Here is a 19,228-nt window from a genome sequence, read left to right on the forward strand (position 1 = left end):
AAATGTGGTTTAATTGTACTCTTATGAGGTTTCAACTTATAAGGCGGAGCTTATTTTGATCTTAAAATCTCTTCTTGTATGGTTGTGTATCATTCCTCTTGCTATTTTAAATGGCGGTTTGCGGGAACTTGTACTTGAGCCATTGCTGGGTATAAAAATAGCGTTACCATTGAGTAGCTTTTCCCTTTGCTTATTGATTTTCTTTGTCTGTTTGTGGTTCTTCCCGCGCATGCAGGGCGGGCAAGCTAGAGATTATATCCTGATCGGTATCATTTGGGTCGCTTTGACTGTTTGTTTTGAAGCTGCATTTGGCATGTTCCGACAAGTATCCCTTCAGCAGATGCTGCAGGCTTATAACCCCCGAACCGGAAACCTCTGGTTATTGGTGGTGGTCTTTGTTGGCGTAGCCCCCTGGCTTGCCGGAAAAATAAAATGATAATCTGTGGTGCTCCGAACAAGAGGGGCGTTTGTTGGATGCCTATAACTTCCGAGGCGTAAGTTTGGTTAAGTGAGGAGATTACTCCTCACTTTCTCCAATTAATTTATCATAAGCCACCTTGAGGTCAGCGCGCTGGTCATCATTGATTTTTGGATATTCAATATCAGCGATACCTAGTCTTTCAGCTATGGCGGCAGCAACGATCAGGCGTGTATACCACTTGGCATTGGCCGGAACGACATACCAAGGAGCTTCCTCCGTTGCTGTCGCTTTAATCGCGGCCTCATAGTACTTCTGGTATTCATCCCAATGGGCCCGCTCTTTCAGATCAGCAGATGAGAACTTCCAGTTTTTCTCAGGTTTCTCAATGCGCTCCAGAAAGCGCTTTTTCTGCTCATCAGGGGAAACATTGAGGAAGAATTTTAAGACGATTGTTCCGTTACGGATCAGATGCTTCTCAAAGTTGGCAATATCTTCCAGCCGCTCATCCCAGATGTTTTTGGTAATCAGCTCGTCGGGAATACCAGATGTTCCCAGTTGTTCGGGGTGAACCCGAACAACAAGAACGTCTTCGTAATAGGAGCGGTTGAATATACCTATCCTGCCGCGCTCCGGTGTCTTTGAAGCGTAACGCCAGAGGAAACTGTGATTGAGTTCTTCTTTGGTGGGAACCTTGAAGGAGTGTACGTCGCAGCCCTGAGGGTTAATGCCAGACATGACATGCTTGATTGTACTGTCCTTGCCGGCGGCATCCATGGCCTGAACAATGATTAGAACAGACCACTTACCCTGTGCGTAGAGTTTATCCTGAAGAGCGGAGAGCCATTCTGTGCCTCGTGCCAGAAGTTCTTTGGCCTGAGGTTTATCTTCCGAACTGATTTTATGGGTATCGTTAGGATCAAAATTCTTGAGTTTGAATTTTTTGCCGCTGGTTACGCGGTAGGGAGAAACGAAATTTTCCAGTTTCTCGAGGACTTTCTTGTGAGATTTGTCCTTGGCCATATGATTTCCTCTCTACAGATATCACTCAATATAGAGACAGATATGATTAAAGTAGAGAGGAAATGAGTATTATTGTGTGTCGCGCATCTTGGCGCGAATATCACTGCGGAATACGTCGATTGAGACAAGCTTGTTGTCGCGTTTGACATTCCAGAATGACCAGCCATTGCAGGATGGCAGTCCTTGTGCCAGGGCACCGATCTTATGGATGGAACCAACAATGCCGGAGAGGGAGAGGGTACTATCTGCACGGACTGTTGCAGAGAAACGCTCTTTATCATCGACCAGAACTTCACCAGCCTTGATGTACCCACCCTCAATCACAGAGAGGAATGGAACACGCACTTCCGTACGTTTCGCTGGGGCAGCTGATACAGCTTCCGGATCAAGCGGAACAACATTATCAATGCGCTGGCGGGCAGCTTTTGCATAAACCTGTTCACGCTCAAGCCCAATGAAGTTGCGACCGAGTTTCTTGGCAACAGCACCTGTGGTGCCTGAGCCAAAGAACGGATCAAGGATCACATCACCCGGATTGCTGCATGACAGCATGATGCGGGCAAGCAGAGCCTCAGGCTTCTGGGTCGGATGAACCTTCTGGCCGTTATCATCTTTCAGACGTTCTTCACCCGTGCAAAGCGGGAAGAGCCAGTCAGAGCGCATCTGCGCATCTTCATTAGCGGCTTTCATGGCTTCGTAGTGGAACGTGTAATTCTTGGCTTCTGGGCTTTTTGAAGCCCAGATCATTGTTTCATGGGCGTTGGTAAAGCGACGACCACGAAAGTTCGGCATTGGGTTGGACTTACGCCAGACGATGTCATTCAGAATCCAGAAATCGAGATCCTGAAGCGCTGTACCGACACGGAAGATATTATGATAGGAACCGATGACCCAAAGGGTGGCGTTCTTTTTCATAACGCGGCGGCAGGCGTGCAGCCATTCACGTGTAAACCGGTCATATTCGGCAAAGCTGGCGAATTTATCCCAGTCATCATCGACAGCATCAACAAGGCTGTTGTCCGGACGAACCAGAGCATTTTCAAGCTGCAGGTTATACGGAGGATCGGCAAAAATCACATCCACACTTTCAGCCGGGAGGCTGTTAAGCGAGGCAATGCAATCTCCGACGAGAATCTCGTTGAGTGGAAGAGAGGCTGGTTCATTAACTGGACGCAGAGCGCGCCCTATCCGGGGTGCCGATGCAGTAGGCCCGGTACGCGAGACAAAACTCCGGGCTGTGGCATCGGCAACCCCGGTACGCAAGGTACCCATGGATTTTCACACCGATTACGCAACTGAATGTCCGGAGAATGATCTATTAAGGTAAACATACGGTTTCCAAATAGGAAACAAATTCCTAATTTTTGATTTTATTTCACTTTTTTTGGAAAATTTTTCAAAGAGCCAGAATTCCCTGCCGTAACGGAGCGAAACTCATGCGGTGAAATGGGCAGGGACCATTTGCTTCAATTGCAGCCAGATGTTCTGCCGTGCCGTAGCCAACATTTCTTTCAAAACCATAGGCTGGGTATTGTTTAGAAATCTCCGCCATGAAGCGGTCACGTGTGACTTTGGCAACAATTGAAGCAGCAGCAATAGAGGCAACTTTCGCGTCACCTTTAACAATCGTTGTAACCTTACATGATAAGGGTGGCGGGTCGTTGCCATCAACAAGAGCGATATCCGGTATAGACTTTAAACCGACTACAGCTCTTAACATTGACTGAAGTGTGGCTTGTCGGATGTTGATGCGATCAATCTCTTCATGTGAAACTTCTGCAACGGCAACCTGTGCGGTTTTCATGATCTCTTCATAGATTATTTCACGCCGTTTAGCAGGTATCGCTTTTGAATCTCCAAGACCTTCCGGGACATTATTCAGATCAAGGATGACAGCAGCGGCAACAACCGGGCCCGCAATTGGCCCCCGGCCAACCTCATCAATGCCGACGATACACTGGTAACCTTCTGCCATGAGCTGAAGTTCGATGTCGGGTTTTAATGATGGTTTAGGGAGGCGGGCCATAAATCTACTCTTATTTATGTTCGTTTAGGCGTGGCAGCAGTTCCACGAAGTTACTTGGTTTATGACGGGCATCCAGCTGTTTGGCAAGAATACCATCCCATGCATCTTTACAGGCTCCGGTCGAGCCAGGCAGCACAAAGATATAGGTGCCATTACTGACACCGGCTGTCGCCCGGGACTGAACGGTGCAGGTGCCGACATTTTCAAAAGAGATGCGGTGAAAGAGAATGGCAAAACCATCCATGGTCTTTTCAAACAGGGGGGCTATGGCCTCCGGTGTGACGTCACGCCCTGTTAATCCCGTTCCACCTGTCGTGATAACAACATGAATGGCAGGGTCATTAATCCATAAGCGCACCTGATTTCGGATGTCTTCGATATTATCCTGAACAATTGCGCGCGACGCCAGAACATGACCAGCGCTTTCAAGGCGGCTGACAAGTGTGTCACCAGATCGGTCATCTGACAGATTGCGTGTATCTGAGATTGTCAGAACAGCAATTGAAAGTGGGACGAAATCTGCCGTTTTTTCAGATATAGACACGCCGTTTCTCCACCAGCTTTTGAGATAGAAATACTGTACTTATCGTCCTATCCCATATCTGGCGAGAAAAACCTGCTTCAAGCTTTCAGGTTTTAAAGGTTATCAGCCTGAAATGTATTGCAGCTATTGACGTCACCCGTTTTCAGGCCCTGCTGTAACCAGCGTACGCGTTGTGCCGAGGAACCGTGCGTAAATGAATCCGGAACAGCGTATCCCTGAGACTGTTTCTGGAGGCGATCATCACCAATAGCTTCAGCTGCCGCAATTGCCTTTTCAATATCACCGGGTTCAAGGGACTTATATTGTGTATTGGAATGATGGGCCCAGACACCGGCGAGGCAGTCTGCCATCAGCTCAACACGAACAGAAATTTTGTTGGCTTCAGGGCCACCTAACTGACGTTGGCGCTGCTGTGCTGCATCCAGAACACCGAGTTGCTTTTCAACATGGTGACCAACCTCATGGGCAATGACATAGGCATAGGCGAAATCTCCCCCGGCCCGAAAGCGCTGCTGCATTTCCTGAAAGAAGGTGAGATCAATATAAACAGTCTGATCAAGCGGGCAGTAGAAAGGCCCCATCGCAGACTGGGCAAAGCCACAGCCTGAACGTGTTGCATTGCTGAAAAGAACCAGTTTTGGATTTTGGTACGGCTTACCGATCTGTTGGGGGAAAACCGTTTTCCAGACATCTTCAGTATTGCCGAGAACAGCAGACGCAAAACGACCAACCTGATCATCGGGTGCGCCTTGGCGACCAACCTGTTGTTGCTGCTGCTGGGAGCCGCCACCAGAAAGCATTTCGGCGCCGCCAATGAGAAGGCGGGGATCAATACCCAAACCCCAGCTTATCAGGAACAGGATGATGATTGTGCCAATACCCAAGCCACCTTTACCGCCTGGAATACGGCTGCCTCGTCTGTCTTCAACATTGCTGGAGGTTCGAAAGTTATCCCATCTCATGGGCAAAAAATCCTGAAGTCTGTATCTTTTAAAGTGAGGGGTACCGTGAAGTACCCTGTTAAGGTTCACATATAGGATAGAATAAGCTGCCGCCCAGCCTTATTAAATATAATTGTAGAATTATTTTGTGAACTTAGGTCTGTTCACGTGTTGCGCTTTTGTCAAACGCTTGCCGCAATGCCTGAAAATCCCGCCATGCCAGCCGTTTCTGCAAAGGCTGACGGAGTAGATAAGCAGGATGCAACGTTGCCAGTGCCTGAATGCTGCGATTGGGCAGGGCATAGGGGAACCAGCGCCCGCGGCTGCGCAGGATACCTTCTTTAACATTTAGAAGATTCTGAGTGGAAGGTCCGCCAAGCGTCACCAGCAAATCCGGATTTACCAATTCAATCTGGCGTTCAATAAACGGGCGGCAGATTGCGACTTCCTGTGGAGTTGGTGTGCGGTTTCCCGGAGGGCGCCAAGGTACGATATTGGCAATATACACCGATGAGCGGTCCATGCCGATAGCATGGAGCATGCGATCAAGTAACTGACCAGAGCGACCAACAAAGGGTTTGCCGATGCGATCTTCCTCTGCGCCTGGCGCTTCACCAATCAGCATGATTTTGGCTGTTGGAGAACCATCGGAGAAAACGAGATTCTTTGCACTTGTTTTGAGAGTACAGCCATCAAATTCGCTCAATAGATGATGGAGCTCATCAAGAGACTGCGCGTTTCTGGCAAGGTCACGCGCCATAAGCGCAACTTCATCAGGCGCTTTAGCTGCGTCTGCCTGTAAATGTCGGGGCATGGCAGGTTGAGTCTGAAATGCTGCAACAGCTCTTGGGGTATTCTGCTGAGCTGCGTTGGTTGCTGCCGATAATTCAGCTGCAACTTCCTGCTGAATCGCAAAGCGATCCTGTGGCTCTTCTTCTAGCGCACAGTCGACACCTGCCTCGAACTGAAAATCGAGCAGGGCATGCCAGACAGAATGATCGTGGAAGAGGTGTTGCATATAGTTATTTAGCCTTATTGGCTATGGTTTCACAAGGTGAATCTGCAATGTGGACTTGCAATTAGGGTAAAAGAAGGTGCAAACATACCTCTAGTTAAGGTTGATCTGAGTGCTGTCACTCCATTTGCCGTTCGGTCTAAATGCAACAGGCTAGGGGGATAATAAATATGTCAGAACGCGAATTTATGGAATTTGATGTTGTCGTTGTTGGTGCGGGCCCATCTGGCCTTTCCGCCGCTATCAAATTGAAACAGTTAGCTGCAGAACGTGGTTCTGACATTTCTGTTGTGGTTGTTGAAAAAGGCTCAGAAGTTGGAGCTCACACTCTATCGGGTGTTGTTGTTGATCCTGTCGGGCTTGACCGCCTTCTGCCAGAATGGCGTACAGATTCAGATACACCACTGACGACGCAGGTTAAGTCAGATAAGTTTTTTTACCTGACTGAAAAGTCAGCTGTTTCACTGCCTGTTATGTTGATGCCGCGCTTAATGAGTAACCACGGCTTTTTCATCGGCTCCCTTGGTAATGTGGTTAAATATCTTGGCCGGAAGGCTGAAGAACTCGGCGTTGAAATTTATCCGGGTTTTCCAGCGGCCGAGGTTCTTTATGATGATCAGAACCGTGTGATTGGTGTCGCAACCGGTGATATGGGTGTTGGTAAAGATGGTCAGCCAAAGGCAGACTTTACGCCCGGTATGGAACTGCGTGCGAAATATACTCTTTTTGCGGAAGGCGCGCGCGGTAGTCTCTCCAAGGAAATTATACAGCACTACAATTTGAGTGATGGCAAGGAGCCGCAGAAGTTTGGCCTTGGCGTTAAGGAACTTTGGGAAATCCCGGCTGAAAAACATAAGCCCGGTCAGATTGAACATAGCCTTGGCTGGCCTTTGAGTAATGATGCTGGTGGCGGTTCATTCATGTACCACTTTGGTGAAAATCTGGTGACTGTCGGTTTTGTGACGCATCTCAATTATTCAAACCCGACTTTATCACCATTTGAAGAACTGCAGCGTTTCAAAACACATCCACGTGTTCGTACTGTTTTGGAAGGTGGAAAGCGCATTGGTTATGGAGCGCGCACCATCTCTGAAGGTGGATGGCAGTCTGTTCCACGCTTGAGCTTTGCTGGGGGCTGCCTCATTGGTGATACAGCGGGCCTTGTCAACGTACCGCGCATTAAAGGGTCCCATAATGCCGTTTTATCCGGCATTCTGTGTGCCGAGCATGTCTTTGAGGCTCTGCAATCCGGCCGTGCTAATGACGAAGTAAGTTCCTACGAAGAAGCCTGGCGCAAGAGCTCCATTGGTAAGGACCTTTATCCGGTTCGTAACGTTAAGCCGCTGCTGGGCAAGTTTGGTACTTTTCTTGGAACTGCGCTGGGTGGTCTTGATATGTGGACGATGCAGCTGTTCGGCTTTTCGTTCTTCGGTACCATGTCTCACGGTCAAGCTGATAATGAGACATTCAAGCCAATTTCAGAGGTCACACCCATTGTTTATCCAAAACCTGATGGTGTTTTGACATTTGATCGCCTTTCCTCTGTCTTCCTCTCAAATACAAACCATGAGGAAGATCAGCCATGTCATCTGAAGCTTAAAGATGATTCCGTTCCGGTTGATTATAATCTGCCAGTATATGGCGAGCCGGCTCAGTACTATTGCCCTGCCGCCGTTTATGAAGTTGCTTATGATGATGAAGCAGCAAAATCCAATCCGCGCTTTGTCATAAACTTCCAGAACTGTGTCCATTGCAAGACTTGTGACATCAAAGATCCAAAGCAGAATATCACGTGGACGACACCGGAAGGTGGTGGCGGACCTAACTACGTGGACATGTAAGTTGGGTAAAATGATATGAATTTAAAAACGGCAGCTTTCGGGCTGCCGTTTTAATTTGAGTAAAAATATACGTTGTTAAAAAAAGATACTGCCAGTTGCGGAAAATATTTCCGTTAACTGTTCCGAGACAGAACACGTTTATAAGTATGTGTGGAACCATTGTTCCGCCGTAAATGTGATGATTTGTGTTGCTGTCATTCTTTGCTTTAAATTAACGAAAATGGCATTAAGACAAAACCAGTGATTATATCATTTGCAGCATCATTCAGATGCTGGGATGGCAAGTCGGAGCCGAATACGTGCCCAGTTTGATATTTGAAAAAGCTTCCCGCGGTCTTGCTACCGTTGCCCTTTCTTCCTTACTTTTATTGCCGTCTATCGGATGGGCCAATTCTCCAGAGCCGAAACAGGAAGAACATATCAACTACAGGTTAGCATTCAGTTTTGAGGGTAATTATCTGGCTGCCTATGTTGCGGGCTTATCCCGCGATACGGCCGCTGCTGCCACCTATTACCGGGAAGCTCTGCGTGATGATCCGAACAATAAGATGCTTGGGGAAAGAGCGTTTATTGCCTTCCTGACAAACGATAATATGGCAGAGGCCTTTCAGCTGGCCGAGCAGATACTGAAGCGTGATAAAAACAATGGTCTTGCCCGTTTGGCAATCGGCGTTCGTGATTTCCGCGCTAAGGAATATAAGGCTTCCCGCACGCGTTTCGCTTCTCAGGCAAAACAAACAAATCCTGATATTGCGAATATTCTGATGACCGCCTGGTCCTGGATTGCAGAAGGCAATTATGCAAAAGCGCAGTCAACAGTTGCACAGTTGAAGGGAACCAGAGGTCTTGATGTTTTCCGCGATTATCATGCCGGGTTGATGGCCCTTGCTGCCGGCAAGAAGGATGACGCTGAGCGCTTTCTGAAAACGGCATATGAACTCGACAGTCGTACACTGCGTATTGTGGAGGCTTATGGCCGTACGCTTTCTCAAAGTGGCAATAATGCACGGGCGACCTCCGTCTTCGAGTCATTCAAGAAAATTGCTCCGATGCAGACAACCGTGCGTTGGGCATTGAAGGAACTGAAGGACAACAAAACCCTGCCGGCTATGCTTCACAGTGCTAATGAAGGCGCCTCCGAAGTACTCTACAGCCTTGGCTCTGCTGGCAGTATGCAGGGTGAGGAGCTTCCAGCCGTCGTTTATCTGAGACTGGCTCTTTATCTTGACCCACAGAACATGATGGCGAAGATTGCTCTTGCTGACAATTATGAGCGTATCCAGCAGCTTGATCAGTCTGTCGAAATTCTCAAGACAATCCCAAAAGACTCCTTTCTTTATACTGACGCAGTAATCCAAAGAGCCTACGGTCTGGAGCAGCTTGATCGCGCACCTGAAGCAGAAGCCATCTTGGCTGAGCTTAACACCAGTAATGGTAAGAATGCCGAAGTTGCGCTTGCTCTTGGCAGTATTTTGCGCGTGCGTGGTGCTAAAGAAAAAGACCCTGAAAAGTCCAAACAGTTTTATCTTGCTTCAGCCGAGAGCTACACCAAAGCCCTTGATCTCATGAAAGATGAAGAGCGCAATAATTGGTACATCCTGTTCCTGCGTGGAACATGCTATGAGCGCGCCAAGAAATGGGATAAGGCTGAGGCTGATCTGAAACAGTCACTGGCTCTTGCCCCTGATGACCAACCGCAGGGGCGGGCTCAGGTTATGAACTATCTGGCCTATTCATGGGTTGATTCAAATACCAATATTGATGAGGCATTTAAGCTTCTGCAGGGTGCTATTGAGCTGTCACCACGTGATGGCATGATCATCGACAGTTTGGGTTGGGCCTATTATCGCCTCGGCCGGTATGATGATGCCGTGCGTGAGCTTGAAAAGGCTATCGAATATAAGCCTGGTGACCCCACCATCAATGACCATCTGGGCGATGCCTATTGGAAAGTTGGCCGTAAAACAGAGGCTGTATTCCAGTGGAACCATGCCCGGGATTCCAATCCGGAACCTGAAGATCTGGAAAAAATCCTGAAGAAGATTAAAGACGGTCTGCGCTAAGCCAGTGCAGGTGCGAGAGATCAGAGAAGCGGAGAGTTAATGCCTGCGTTCGCACAATCGTTGCCGCTTTACAGTTTTGCGCCTGCTAAAATAAATCTGTCACTGCATGTCTGTGGACGTCGCAGTGACGGTTACCATGATATTGAAAGTCTTGTCGCCTTCGCGTCTGAAGGTGATGGCCTGACGCTTGTACAGGGTGAGGCACTGGCTTTGGAAATTACCGGGCCGTTTGCGTTTGATCTTCAGGCCACAGACGATAATCTGATCTTTAAAGCCGTTAAGGCACTCCAGAAATATAAAAGTAATCTGAGGCTTGGCACTTTCCATCTGGAGAAAAGGCTACCTGTTTCATCTGGCATTGGTGGTGGTTCAACAGATGCAGCCGCTGCTTTACGGTTAATTGCACAGATCAATAATATCCCGTTTTCTGATCCTGACCTGATCCGGGCCGCATCCGAAACAGGTGCGGATGTGCCAGTCTGCCTTGAAACGCAAGCCCGCATTATGCGCGGTATTGGTGATCACTTAGAGGCCCCCGTACAGCTGCCCAGAATATCTGTATTACTGATTAATCCGGGCATATCTGTTTCAACGCCTGCTGTATTTTCTGCTCTTGGTCTTGAGAAAGGTCAGCAATATCGTTCGGCAGATGCGATGCAGTTACCAGTTGTCATTAAAACTCAGGAGCAGTTGATTTCTCTGCTCATGCAAACAGAGAATGATTTGCAGGCTCCTGCTATCTCGCAATGCCCGAAAATTGCAAAAGTATTGAATGCTCTGGAGGCTCTCTCAGGCTGTGAGTTTGCCCGTATGTCCGGCTCCGGCGCGACGGTATTTGGAATTTTTGATAATTTTGACCATGCAGAAAGCGCTGCCGCATCTGTCAGTGCTCAACATCCGCATTGGTGGGCAAAGCCAGCCTGGCTGAAGTAATCAGCTGGCGCGTGAAATACAGAAGTCAATTGTTTCAAAAAGGGCTTGCTTAATCTCGTTATCTGGAAAATCAGCAAGAGCATCGCGTGCCTTGTTGCCGTAAAGAATGGCACGCTCCAGGGTTCCTTCAAGAGCCTTATGGCTTTTCAAAATAGCCATTGCCTGCTCCAGGTCTCCCTCTTGGATATCTCGTTCGCCAAGGGTTCTCTGCCAGAACTCACGTTCAGGGTCTGTTGCCTTGGCAAAAGCAAGGATGATTGGAAGGGTAATTTTGCCCTCCCGGAAATCATCGCCAACATTCTTGCCAAGTTGTGCAGATGATCCGCCATAATCCAGTACATCATCAATCAGCTGGAAAACGATGCCAAGGTTCAGGCCATACTCGCGGCAAGCAATATGATCCTGCTCTGGACGTTCGGCAATAACTGGCCCAACTTCACAGGCGGCGGCAAAAAGCTCAGCTGTCTTGCTGCGGATGATGTGAAGATATGCGGCCTCATTGGTCTTTACATTCTGGGCCGCGGCAAGCTGTGCGACTTCCCCCTCTGCAATGATGCTGGCGGCCGTCGAGAGGATGTCGAGGGCGCGCAGGGAGCCAACTTCAACCATCATCTTAAATGCCTGCCCAAGCAAAAAGTCGCCAACGAGGACAGATGCCTCATTCCCCCAGCGGATGCGGGCTGCAACTTTACCACGACGCATGTCTGATTCATCAACGACATCATCATGGAGAAGGGTGGCTGTATGCATAAATTCAACGCTGGCAGCCAGTTTGATATGGCCTTCACCCTCATAGCCACACATTTTGGCCATGGCGAGTGTAAGCATGGGGCGTAATCGCTTGCCGCCAGAAGAAATAAGATGATTGGCGACTTCCGGAATCATCGTTACCTCGGAACCTGTCCGAGATAAGATCATGGCATTGACCCGCTCCATATCAGACGCCATTTGTCCGACGAGGTTCTCAATACCAGCCATCTTAGGCTTATCCTGTGTTATAGGAACGATGACGCCCACGCCTCTCTTCCCCAATTCATTCAAGAACCCTAACGGGTTACATTAATACTGATCTACAAACGCCTAGCGCAATGTGCGAATAATTACCAGTTCTATATCTTGTAATTTAGTCAAATAATTTGCCTGTCCATATTCTCCGGGAGGTGGAATGGCATGTTCATAATGCTGTCGAGATTGTTGCAAGTTATATGTTATATAAGTCATCTTTGCATTAGCATAAGGCATTAAGCTGCAATATGAATTCAGGATTTCCCGGTACATGACAGAAGTAACGCACGATCAACTGCTGGGAGAACGGCTTCAGCTTACACAATTACCCCGTGGACACAGGGTCGGCACAGATGCGGTTCTGCTTGCTGCGATGACTGCAGACATCAACGCAACAGATATTGTTGACGTCGGTGCGGCAACGGGTGCTATTGGCCTGATGCTTGGGCTGAAGAATACGAAAGCTCATCTGGTATTCATAGAACAGGATAAGCAGCTTGCAGAGTTATGTCTGAAAAATGTATCTCAAAATGGTTTTTCTGAGCGTGCGGAAGTCATCAACGCTGATATCTTTGACAAGAATTCTTTAAAAGCCCTTGGCATTAAAGCAGGCATCGCTGATCTTGTGGTGACAAATCCCCCATTTGTTGAGGAAGGCGAGGTGCGACTTTCCCCGGATATTGCAAAGCAAAAGGCGCATGCCTTGCCAAAGGGCGGCTTGGATTTATGGATTAAAGCTGCCGCTTATCTGCTGCGTGCGAAGGGGACAATGGCTCTCATCCAGAGAGCAGACAAATTATTGGAATGCCTTGAGGCATTTCCTAAAGACTTTGGGGCTTTCCGCATCAGGATGATTCATCCACGTGAAGGCGAAGCTGCGGTTCGTGTTGTGATCCGTGCAATCAAAGGGCGAAAAAGTCCAACGATTATTGAAGCGCCGCTATATTTACATGGAAGTGATGGTAAGTTCACGCTGGAAGCGGAGGTAATGCATAGAGGTGATTGGTCGGCGCAATAAAAAAGGGGCGAATAATCGCCCCTTAATATTTTTGTATTTTGGCTTAGCGGCAAACGCGACGTGATTTTGTTACGTGACGGAAGCCATTCCAGACGCGGACGCGCTCTGTGAAGCAACGTGGGCGATATGCTGGTGGACGGTGCACCTTACGTGGTGGGGCATAATGGCGTTGTGGGGCCGGACGGTAGCCATGTTCATGGCGTGGCTGGGCCTGTGCTTCTGATGCAATCAGGTTTGCAGAGCCAACGAAGAGTGCCAGTGCCCCAGCAATGGTCAAAAAGAGCTTACGCATAGTTTCTTCTCCTACTTGATACCGGATCGGCCTCTTGAATGATGAGAGTGCCGGGTAATCTGTTTCACGACGATTTCTTTCGTCCATGTTCAGAGACTACTCCCCCGAATCTGAACAAAATGGTATCAATGCTGTCAGGTTGTATTCATAAAGATAAACAAACCATTAATTGCTAAGGATAAGATTGTGCAGTTCGTCAAAAAAACTCTTGGAAACCTAGAGGCCTTACTTCCAAAGCGGTTTCGTTCGAAAGACCCAAGAGTGGCTGTTATTCGTATGAATGGTGCAATTGGTATGGCGCAACCTCTGCGTGCCGGTCTGTCTGCCGCAGGTGTTTCTCCCTTATTGGAAAAGGCCTTTAATCTACCACGTGCCAAGGCTGTTGCTATTATTATCAATTCTCCGGGCGGCGCTCCGGCTCAGGCTCATCTTATTTACCAGCGGATAAAATCTCTTGCTGCTGAGAAAGAACTGCCAGTTTTCATCTTTGTTGAGGATGTGGCAGCTTCTGGCGGTTACATGATTGCCTGTGCAGGTGATGAAATTTATGCAGATCCGACATCTATTGTTGGTTCCATTGGTGTCGTATCCGCAGGGTTTGGTTTCGATCGCTTTATTGAAAAGCACGGGATTGATCGCCGTGTACATACATCCGGTAAAAGCAAGGCGATGCTTGATCCTTTCCATCCTGAAAATCCTGATGATATTGCTCATCTTAAAAATCTTCAGGAGCAGATACATATCTTCTTTAAAGATCTCGTGCGTGAGGGCCGTAAGGATAAGCTGAAAGCTGATGAGGACTTCTTATTCTCGGGTTCCTTCTGGGTTGGGGCTGAAGCTCTCAATTATGGGCTGATTGATGGCTTAGGTAATATCCATCAGATTATGCGCGAAAAATATGGCGAGAAGGTCAAGCTTAATCTTCTGTCACCGCCAAAACCATCTTTGCTGGGGCGCTTGCTTGGTAAGGGGGCACAGGTGGAAATGTCGCTGATCCAGCCAGAAGCCCTCATTTCAGCTGTTGAAGAACGCTCACTTTGGGCGCGCTTTGGGCTTTGGAATTAAAATATCTGTTGCAAGTCTTTTGGGTTGGAAGCATTAACAGTCGTAATTTCTGACGGATTCCTGCCAGATATTTTTTCAAGAAGTGCCGATTTTAAAATGTCTCCGTCACATATTCTTCTGGCGTTACTGGTTGCTGTTATCTGGGGTATCAATTTCACGATTATCCGGATTGGTCTGGGAAGCTTTCCGCCCATTCTGCTGGTTGCGATACGATTTGTTGTGGTTGCGTTACCGGTTTTCCTGTTTCCGCGGCCAAATATCTCCTGGAAGCGCTTCTTTGCGTTGGGAATATTCTTATTCCTTGGGCAATTCACATTCCTGTTCACCAGCATGAGTGTTGGTATGCCAGCAGGGGTTGCATCTATTCTGATGCAGTCGCAGGTCTTTCTGACAATTCTGATTGCTGCTGTCTTCCTAAAAGAGATGCCAACCCGGATACAGGTGATCGGGATGGTCATCGCCTGTCTTGGCTTGTTCATTATCAGCGAGACTGTTGGTGGGGCTGACTTTACCTTGCTCGGGCTTCTTCTGTGTCTGACAGCAGCAGCCTTCTGGGCGACAGGGAACGTGCTTCTCCGTGGTATCGGCAAAGTGGATATGCTGGCCCTGGTGACATGGCTTAGTCTTATCCCACCAATTCCACTATTTGCCCTTTCATATGTGTTGGAAGGGCCAGATGCTATTGCCGGTGCATTCAGCTCCATTGACTGGGTGAGTATTGGCGTAATCCTGTATCTGGCTTTCCTCTCAACAACGGTCTGTTATGCCATCTGGAGCCGCCTGCTGGCACAATACTCGGCAGCAACTGTCGTACCGTTTGCTTTGCTTGTTCCAATTTTTGGTATGGGTAGCGCAATGATTTTTCTGGGTGAGCAGTTTGGGCCTTTACGTCTGACGGGCATGGCTTTGGTCTTTGTCGGGCTGGTTATTGCTGTCTTGCCAGTAAAACATTTTCGAAAGCTTTTAGCTAAATACTAGTGCTGAAATAAAAAGCGGAGCAAATGCTCCGCTTTTTATTACCCGTTATACCCGAGGCGTTGGTTAAGCTCTGTGATGAGGTTGTCGGCTGCTTCTGCAATAACTGTCCCGGGAGGGAAGATGGCCGTTGCGCCTGCCTTATAGAGAGCATCAAAGTCCTGTGGTGGGATAACACCGCCAACCACGATGAGGATATCCTCACGGCCTAGTTTGGCCAAGGCTTCTTTAAGCGCGGGTACCAGTGTCAGATGGCCTGCTGCAAGGGATGATACACCAACGATATGGACGTCATTTTCAACGGCCTGTCGTGCAGCTTCATCCGGGGTGGCAAACAACGGCCCGATATCAACGTCAAAGCCGAGATCTGCAAAAGCTGAGGCAATGATCTTCTGACCACGGTCATGTCCATCCTGGCCCATTTTGGCAACGAGAATACGTGGGCGGCGGCCTTCATTGCGCTCAAACTGAGTAACGCGTGCAAGGATTGCATCAATATTGCTGCCCATAGCTCCGGCCTCTCTTTTGTAGACACCTGAGATTGACTTGATTTCTGCCTGATGTCGACCCCAGACGCTTTCAAGAGCTGCTGATATTTCGCCAACGGTTGCTTTTGCTCTAGCTGCTTTGACAGCAAGGTCAAGCAGGTTGCCCTGACCATTCTTGGCAGAGGCCGCAAGGTTGTCGAGTGCAAGAGCAACCTCATCAGGATTACGCTCTGCCTTGAGGCGCTTGAGCTTTTCAAGCTGCTGTGCCCGTACTGCCGTGTTATCAACTTTAAGCACTTCAATTGGCATCTCATTGTGTGGCTTAAAGCAGTTAACGCCAATGATCTTCTGCTCACCACTATCAATCTTTGCCTGTGTTCTAGCTGCCGCTTCTTCAATACGGAGTTTGGGAAGGCCGGTTTCAATGGCTTTTGCCATACCACCCAGTTCTTCCACTTCCTTGATCAAAGCCCATGCCTTATTGGCGAGATCATTGGTCAGTTTTTCAACATAGTAGCTACCGCCCCATGGGTCGATGATCCGGCAGGTGCCGCTTTCCTGTTGCAGGAAGAGCTGTGTGTTACGGGCAATTCTGGCAGAAAAGGCTGTTGGTAGGGCTAATGCTTCATCAAGCGCATTTGTGTGCAGTGATTGCGTATGCCCCTGCGTTGCCGCCATCGCCTCAATGCACGTACGGGAGACATTATTGAAAACATCCTGAGCAGTCAGTGACCAGCCAGAAGTCTGGCTATGGGTGCGCAGTGCAAGTGACTTTGGATTTTTGGGATTGAACTCTTTTACTAGCTTAGCCCAGAGAATACGTGCAGCTCTCAGTTTGGCAACTTCCATAAAGAAATTCATGCCAATCGCCCAGAAGAAGGAGAGGCGTGGAGCAAACCGGTCAACATCCATCCCTGCCTGAATACCGGAGCGGATGTATTCAACACCATCTGCAAGGGTATAGGCGAGTTCAATATCCTGTGTCGCACCGGCTTCCTGCATGTGATAGCCGGAAATGGATATTGAGTTGAACTTCGGCATATTTTCAGCCGTAAAGGCGAAAATATCCGAGATAATCCGCATGGAGGCCTTGGGGGGATAGATATAGGTGTTGCGAACCATAAATTCTTTCAGGATATCATTCTGGATTGTGCCTGAAAGCTGCTCCTGTGAAACGCCCTGTTCTTCAGCGGCAACAATATAGAGAGCCATAATTGGTAAAACAGCGCCATTCATCGTCATGGAGACGCTCATTTTATCCAGTGGGATACCTGAGAATAATGTCCGCATGTCATAGATGGAGTCGATCGCAACACCTGCCATGCCGACATCACCAAGCACGCGAGGGTTGTCTGAATCATACCCCCTGTGCGTTGCCAGATCGAATGCAACCGACAGACCTTTCTGACCGGCAGCCAGATTGGCCCGATAAAAGGCATTTGAATCTTCGGCCGTTGAGAAGCCCGCATATTGACGGATTGTCCAGGGCTGATTGACATACATGGTCGGGTAGGGGCCACGTAAGAATGGAGCAGCCCCCGGGAAACTATCAATATAGCCTAAGCCTGCAAGATCATCTGAACTGTAGCTTGCATTAACAGCAATACCTTCAGGTGTAAGCCATTGGGCGTTGCTGCCATTGTGGGGAGAGGATGCCGACTGGGCAAAATCAACAGATGCAAAATTCGGGATTGATGTCATGGTTCTGATCCCCCCGTTCAAACCGTTGTCAAAGCATGCTTCACAGCATAATCAAGAATGCTGAATGCGTTGCTTTTAGGTGTGATTGCTTCAATGCGTGTGCGGATATTCCACTCAGGCATAAGCTCTTTGCTGCAAACCAGATAACATTTCTTCCCTGCTGCTGTTTCAAGCGCAGAGGCAATTGCACCAGCCTTTTCGCCGTAAACAGCGTCTGATGAAGCAAGGCAGATAATCTTAGCCTTACTGTCATTTACAAGTGCAGTGATATTTTCTGGTGTCAGTTCATGCTCTGGCAGAACAGTTTCAAACCCTGCAACTTCAAAGAAATTCCTGGCAAAGCCTGCGCGTCCTGCATAGGCGGCTGGTGGTCCGAGGGCGGCAATAAAGACCTTTTCTCTTTCGCCTGTTTTGGCCTTGCGTTCTTCCAGTCTGTCACGGATTGTTTCATAAGCCTGGGCATCGCGGATGGAGAGAAGTGCATCGCCTTTCAAGGAAAGAGGTGCTTCTGTCGGAATAGATGCCAAAACAGATACTTGGTCTGCTGTGATATCAGGAAATTCACTGATACCTGTAATCTTCTGCTTTTTGATCGCGAAATCATACTGACGCTTCTGCGCTGTCTTAGAAATTTCACTTTGCCAGGTGCCAGCTTTCAGGGCTACTAAAATGCCACCCTGCTTCTCAAGGTTTTGGAATATTTGCCATGCTTTTTCGCAAAGCGATGCCGTCAATGTTTCAAAGCTGCCAGCTCCTGCTGCCGGATCAATAACGCGCCAGAGGTTGGATTCATTGATGAGGACGTGCTGAATATTGCGAGCCATACGTCTTGCCATATTGTCGGGCAGACCGAGGGCATTGGTGAAGGGTAAAACGCTTAAAGTGTCACAACCACCAACACCGGCTGAGAATACAGCTGTGGTTGTTCTGAGGAGATTGGTCCATGGATCATATCTGGTCATCATTCGCCAGGCTGTTTCCGCATGAATATTGATAGGTTGGGGAACAAGGCTACAAGCCTCTTCAATATGTTTCCATAAACGTCTCAGGGCTCTGAATTTCGCAATTGTCATAAACTCGTCAGCATCAGCGACCAGCATAAATGAAATGCTGTCACGGGCTGTCTCAGGTTTTATTCCATGTTTCTCAAAGGCCCGCAGATAGTGCAGGGCCGTTGCAAGGACGGAGGCCAGTTCTTCCGCTTCTGATGCGCCTGCCTCATGGTAGGGGCGGCCATCAGCCATGAATAGTTTAATTGGTTTCGCAGCCTTGTCCTGAAATGCAATGGCATCAGAAACTGCTGTGTCAGGATCAATCTCAACACCACGGGCTTTTAAACCAACCGGATCAAATGCGATCTCAACGTTGCTTTGTGCTGAGAGAAGAGAGGCAACGTGAAGAGCCTGTGCTCCTGCCTCAATTCTTATGTCTTGAGCGTCAACTCCACGTAATAACTGCGCGATGTCGTCTTCAGTCTTCAGAGAAAGGCCGAAGCCCCGAGCCGTGGGCGCATCGTTGGTTACAATTACACAGCCGGTAGCGCCGCCTTCAATATCTTCTTTTAACTGAAGATTGGCTGCAGAAATATCTGAAAGGTCAATACGCTGGTAAACATCCCATGGATGCGCGCCTGTACGGCGTCCGTCTGCGACGACATCTTTTATACCTTGATAGAGTGGTTCAATAAGGATGTCGTCATAAGTTTTTGAAGTTAAAACTTTCCCGAAATCTGCCCCTTTTAGAACAGCTTCTACCATTTTCAGCCATTCGTGCTGAGAGACGACAGGAAACTCACCATCAAACCTTAAGACGCCCATATAATTATATCCTTGGAAATTGCAGACGGGATACTCCGATACTTTTAACATGGAGCCCGTGTA

General features: G+C 48.5%; 17 protein-coding genes. 7 read left to right on the top strand and 10 right to left on the bottom strand.

The annotated features are described in order from the left end of the window. Positions 1–55: 55 nt before the first annotated feature. A complete protein-coding gene (locus WJT86_RS04805; RefSeq protein ID WP_346336393.1) occupies positions 56–436 on the top strand; it encodes a hypothetical protein in 381 nt (126 codons plus the stop codon). 81 nt (positions 437–517) lie between these two features. Here the strand turns inward: WJT86_RS04805 and WJT86_RS04810 are convergent, their stop codons facing one another. The 6 genes from WJT86_RS04810 to WJT86_RS04835 form a co-directional block, all read right to left on the bottom strand. Further along, on the bottom strand, positions 518–1,441 hold the full coding sequence (locus WJT86_RS04810) for a polyphosphate kinase 2 family protein (protein WP_346336394.1): 924 nt from the start codon (positions 1,439–1,441) through the stop codon (positions 518–520). 69 nt (positions 1,442–1,510) lie between these two features. Next, a complete protein-coding gene (locus WJT86_RS04815; protein WP_346336395.1) occupies positions 1,511–2,713 on the bottom strand; it encodes a site-specific DNA-methyltransferase in 1,203 nt (400 codons plus the stop codon). Positions 2,714–2,837: 124 nt separating this feature from the next. After that, positions 2,838–3,467, bottom strand: a complete 630-nt coding sequence (locus WJT86_RS04820) for a ribonuclease HII (protein ID WP_346336396.1) — start codon at positions 3,465–3,467, stop codon at positions 2,838–2,840. A gap of 10 nt (positions 3,468–3,477) precedes the next feature. Beyond that, the gene (gene moaB / locus WJT86_RS04825; protein ID WP_346336397.1) at positions 3,478–4,011 is read right to left on the bottom strand and encodes a molybdenum cofactor biosynthesis protein B; all 534 of its coding nucleotides are present in this window, start codon (positions 4,009–4,011) and stop codon (positions 3,478–3,480) included. A gap of 92 nt (positions 4,012–4,103) precedes the next feature. Then, positions 4,104–4,973, bottom strand: a complete 870-nt coding sequence (ypfJ, locus tag WJT86_RS04830; RefSeq protein WP_346336398.1) for a KPN_02809 family neutral zinc metallopeptidase — start codon at positions 4,971–4,973, stop codon at positions 4,104–4,106. A gap of 133 nt (positions 4,974–5,106) precedes the next feature. Continuing rightward, positions 5,107–5,970, bottom strand: a complete 864-nt coding sequence (locus WJT86_RS04835) for a uracil-DNA glycosylase (RefSeq protein ID WP_346336399.1) — start codon at positions 5,968–5,970, stop codon at positions 5,107–5,109. Positions 5,971–6,137: 167 nt separating this feature from the next. Between WJT86_RS04835 and WJT86_RS04840 the strand changes: the two genes are divergently transcribed. The 3 genes from WJT86_RS04840 (at position 6,138) to WJT86_RS04850 (ending at position 10,804) form a co-directional block, all read left to right on the top strand. Continuing rightward, on the top strand, positions 6,138–7,808 hold the full coding sequence (locus WJT86_RS04840; protein WP_346336400.1) for an electron transfer flavoprotein-ubiquinone oxidoreductase: 1,671 nt from the start codon (positions 6,138–6,140) through the stop codon (positions 7,806–7,808). 299 nt (positions 7,809–8,107) lie between these two features. Beyond that, on the top strand, positions 8,108–9,871 hold the full coding sequence (locus WJT86_RS04845) for a tetratricopeptide repeat protein (protein WP_346336401.1): 1,764 nt from the start codon (positions 8,108–8,110) through the stop codon (positions 9,869–9,871). A 39-nt stretch (positions 9,872–9,910) separates the two neighbouring features. After that, the gene (locus WJT86_RS04850) at positions 9,911–10,804 is read left to right on the top strand and encodes a 4-(cytidine 5'-diphospho)-2-C-methyl-D-erythritol kinase (protein ID WP_346336402.1); all 894 of its coding nucleotides are present in this window, start codon (positions 9,911–9,913) and stop codon (positions 10,802–10,804) included. Here WJT86_RS04850 and WJT86_RS04855 read toward each other — a convergent pair whose 3' ends face one another. Further along, on the bottom strand, positions 10,805–11,821 hold the full coding sequence (locus WJT86_RS04855; protein WP_346336403.1) for a polyprenyl synthetase family protein: 1,017 nt from the start codon (positions 11,819–11,821) through the stop codon (positions 10,805–10,807). A 259-nt stretch (positions 11,822–12,080) separates the two neighbouring features. Between WJT86_RS04855 and WJT86_RS04860 the strand changes: the two genes are divergently transcribed. Continuing rightward, positions 12,081–12,827, top strand: coding sequence for a tRNA1(Val) (adenine(37)-N6)-methyltransferase (locus tag WJT86_RS04860; RefSeq protein WP_346336404.1), 747 nt, complete (start codon positions 12,081–12,083; stop codon positions 12,825–12,827). 43 nt (positions 12,828–12,870) lie between these two features. Here the strand turns inward: WJT86_RS04860 and WJT86_RS04865 are convergent, their stop codons facing one another. Then, complete coding sequence (locus tag WJT86_RS04865) at positions 12,871–13,206, bottom strand: hypothetical protein (protein WP_346336405.1); 336 nt, start codon at positions 13,204–13,206, stop codon at positions 12,871–12,873. 99 nt (positions 13,207–13,305) lie between these two features. Here WJT86_RS04865 and WJT86_RS04870 point away from each other — a divergent pair, with 99 nt between their 5' ends. Beyond that, positions 13,306–14,184 (top strand): S49 family peptidase, encoded by an 879-nt coding sequence (locus WJT86_RS04870; protein WP_346336406.1) that lies wholly within the window; start codon positions 13,306–13,308, stop codon positions 14,182–14,184. A 96-nt stretch (positions 14,185–14,280) separates the two neighbouring features. Further along, positions 14,281–15,162: an EamA family transporter gene (locus WJT86_RS04875; RefSeq protein WP_346336407.1), complete on the top strand. Its 882-nt coding sequence runs from the start codon at positions 14,281–14,283 to the stop codon at positions 15,160–15,162. A 38-nt stretch (positions 15,163–15,200) separates the two neighbouring features. Here WJT86_RS04875 and scpA read toward each other — a convergent pair whose 3' ends face one another. Continuing rightward, positions 15,201–17,348, bottom strand: coding sequence for a methylmalonyl-CoA mutase (gene scpA / locus WJT86_RS04880; RefSeq protein ID WP_346336408.1), 2,148 nt, complete (start codon positions 17,346–17,348; stop codon positions 15,201–15,203). 17 nt (positions 17,349–17,365) lie between these two features. Then, positions 17,366–19,165: a methylmalonyl-CoA mutase family protein gene (locus tag WJT86_RS04885; RefSeq protein ID WP_346336409.1), complete on the bottom strand. Its 1,800-nt coding sequence runs from the start codon at positions 19,163–19,165 to the stop codon at positions 17,366–17,368. Positions 19,166–19,228: the final 63 nt, after the last annotated feature.

This window comes from Hohaiivirga grylli (assembly GCF_039655745.1).
Lineage (GTDB): Bacteria > Pseudomonadota > Alphaproteobacteria > Rhizobiales > Beijerinckiaceae > Hohaiivirga > Hohaiivirga grylli.

Excerpts from the sequence above, each read along its gene's own strand:
- ypfJ (WP_346336398.1), bottom strand. The coding sequence starts at position 4,973 with ATGAGATGGGATAACTTTCGAACCTCCAGCAATGTTGAAGACAGACGA.
- WJT86_RS04875 (WP_346336407.1), top strand. The coding sequence starts at position 14,281 with ATGTCTCCGTCACATATTCTTCTGGCGTTACTGGTTGCTGTTATCTGG.
- WJT86_RS04840 (WP_346336400.1), top strand. The coding sequence starts at position 6,138 with ATGTCAGAACGCGAATTTATGGAATTTGATGTTGTCGTTGTTGGTGCG.
- WJT86_RS04835 (WP_346336399.1), bottom strand. The coding sequence starts at position 5,970 with ATGCAACACCTCTTCCACGATCATTCTGTCTGGCATGCCCTGCTCGAT.
- WJT86_RS04810 (WP_346336394.1), bottom strand. The coding sequence starts at position 1,441 with ATGGCCAAGGACAAATCTCACAAGAAAGTCCTCGAGAAACTGGAAAAT.
- WJT86_RS04820 (WP_346336396.1), bottom strand. The coding sequence starts at position 3,467 with ATGGCCCGCCTCCCTAAACCATCATTAAAACCCGACATCGAACTTCAG.
- WJT86_RS04885 (WP_346336409.1), bottom strand. The coding sequence starts at position 19,165 with ATGGGCGTCTTAAGGTTTGATGGTGAGTTTCCTGTCGTCTCTCAGCAC.
- scpA (WP_346336408.1), bottom strand. The coding sequence starts at position 17,348 with ATGACATCAATCCCGAATTTTGCATCTGTTGATTTTGCCCAGTCGGCA.
- WJT86_RS04865 (WP_346336405.1), bottom strand. The coding sequence starts at position 13,206 with ATGGACGAAAGAAATCGTCGTGAAACAGATTACCCGGCACTCTCATCA.
- WJT86_RS04850 (WP_346336402.1), top strand. The coding sequence starts at position 9,911 with ATGCCTGCGTTCGCACAATCGTTGCCGCTTTACAGTTTTGCGCCTGCT.
- WJT86_RS04860 (WP_346336404.1), top strand. The coding sequence starts at position 12,081 with ATGACAGAAGTAACGCACGATCAACTGCTGGGAGAACGGCTTCAGCTT.
- WJT86_RS04815 (WP_346336395.1), bottom strand. The coding sequence starts at position 2,713 with ATGGGTACCTTGCGTACCGGGGTTGCCGATGCCACAGCCCGGAGTTTT.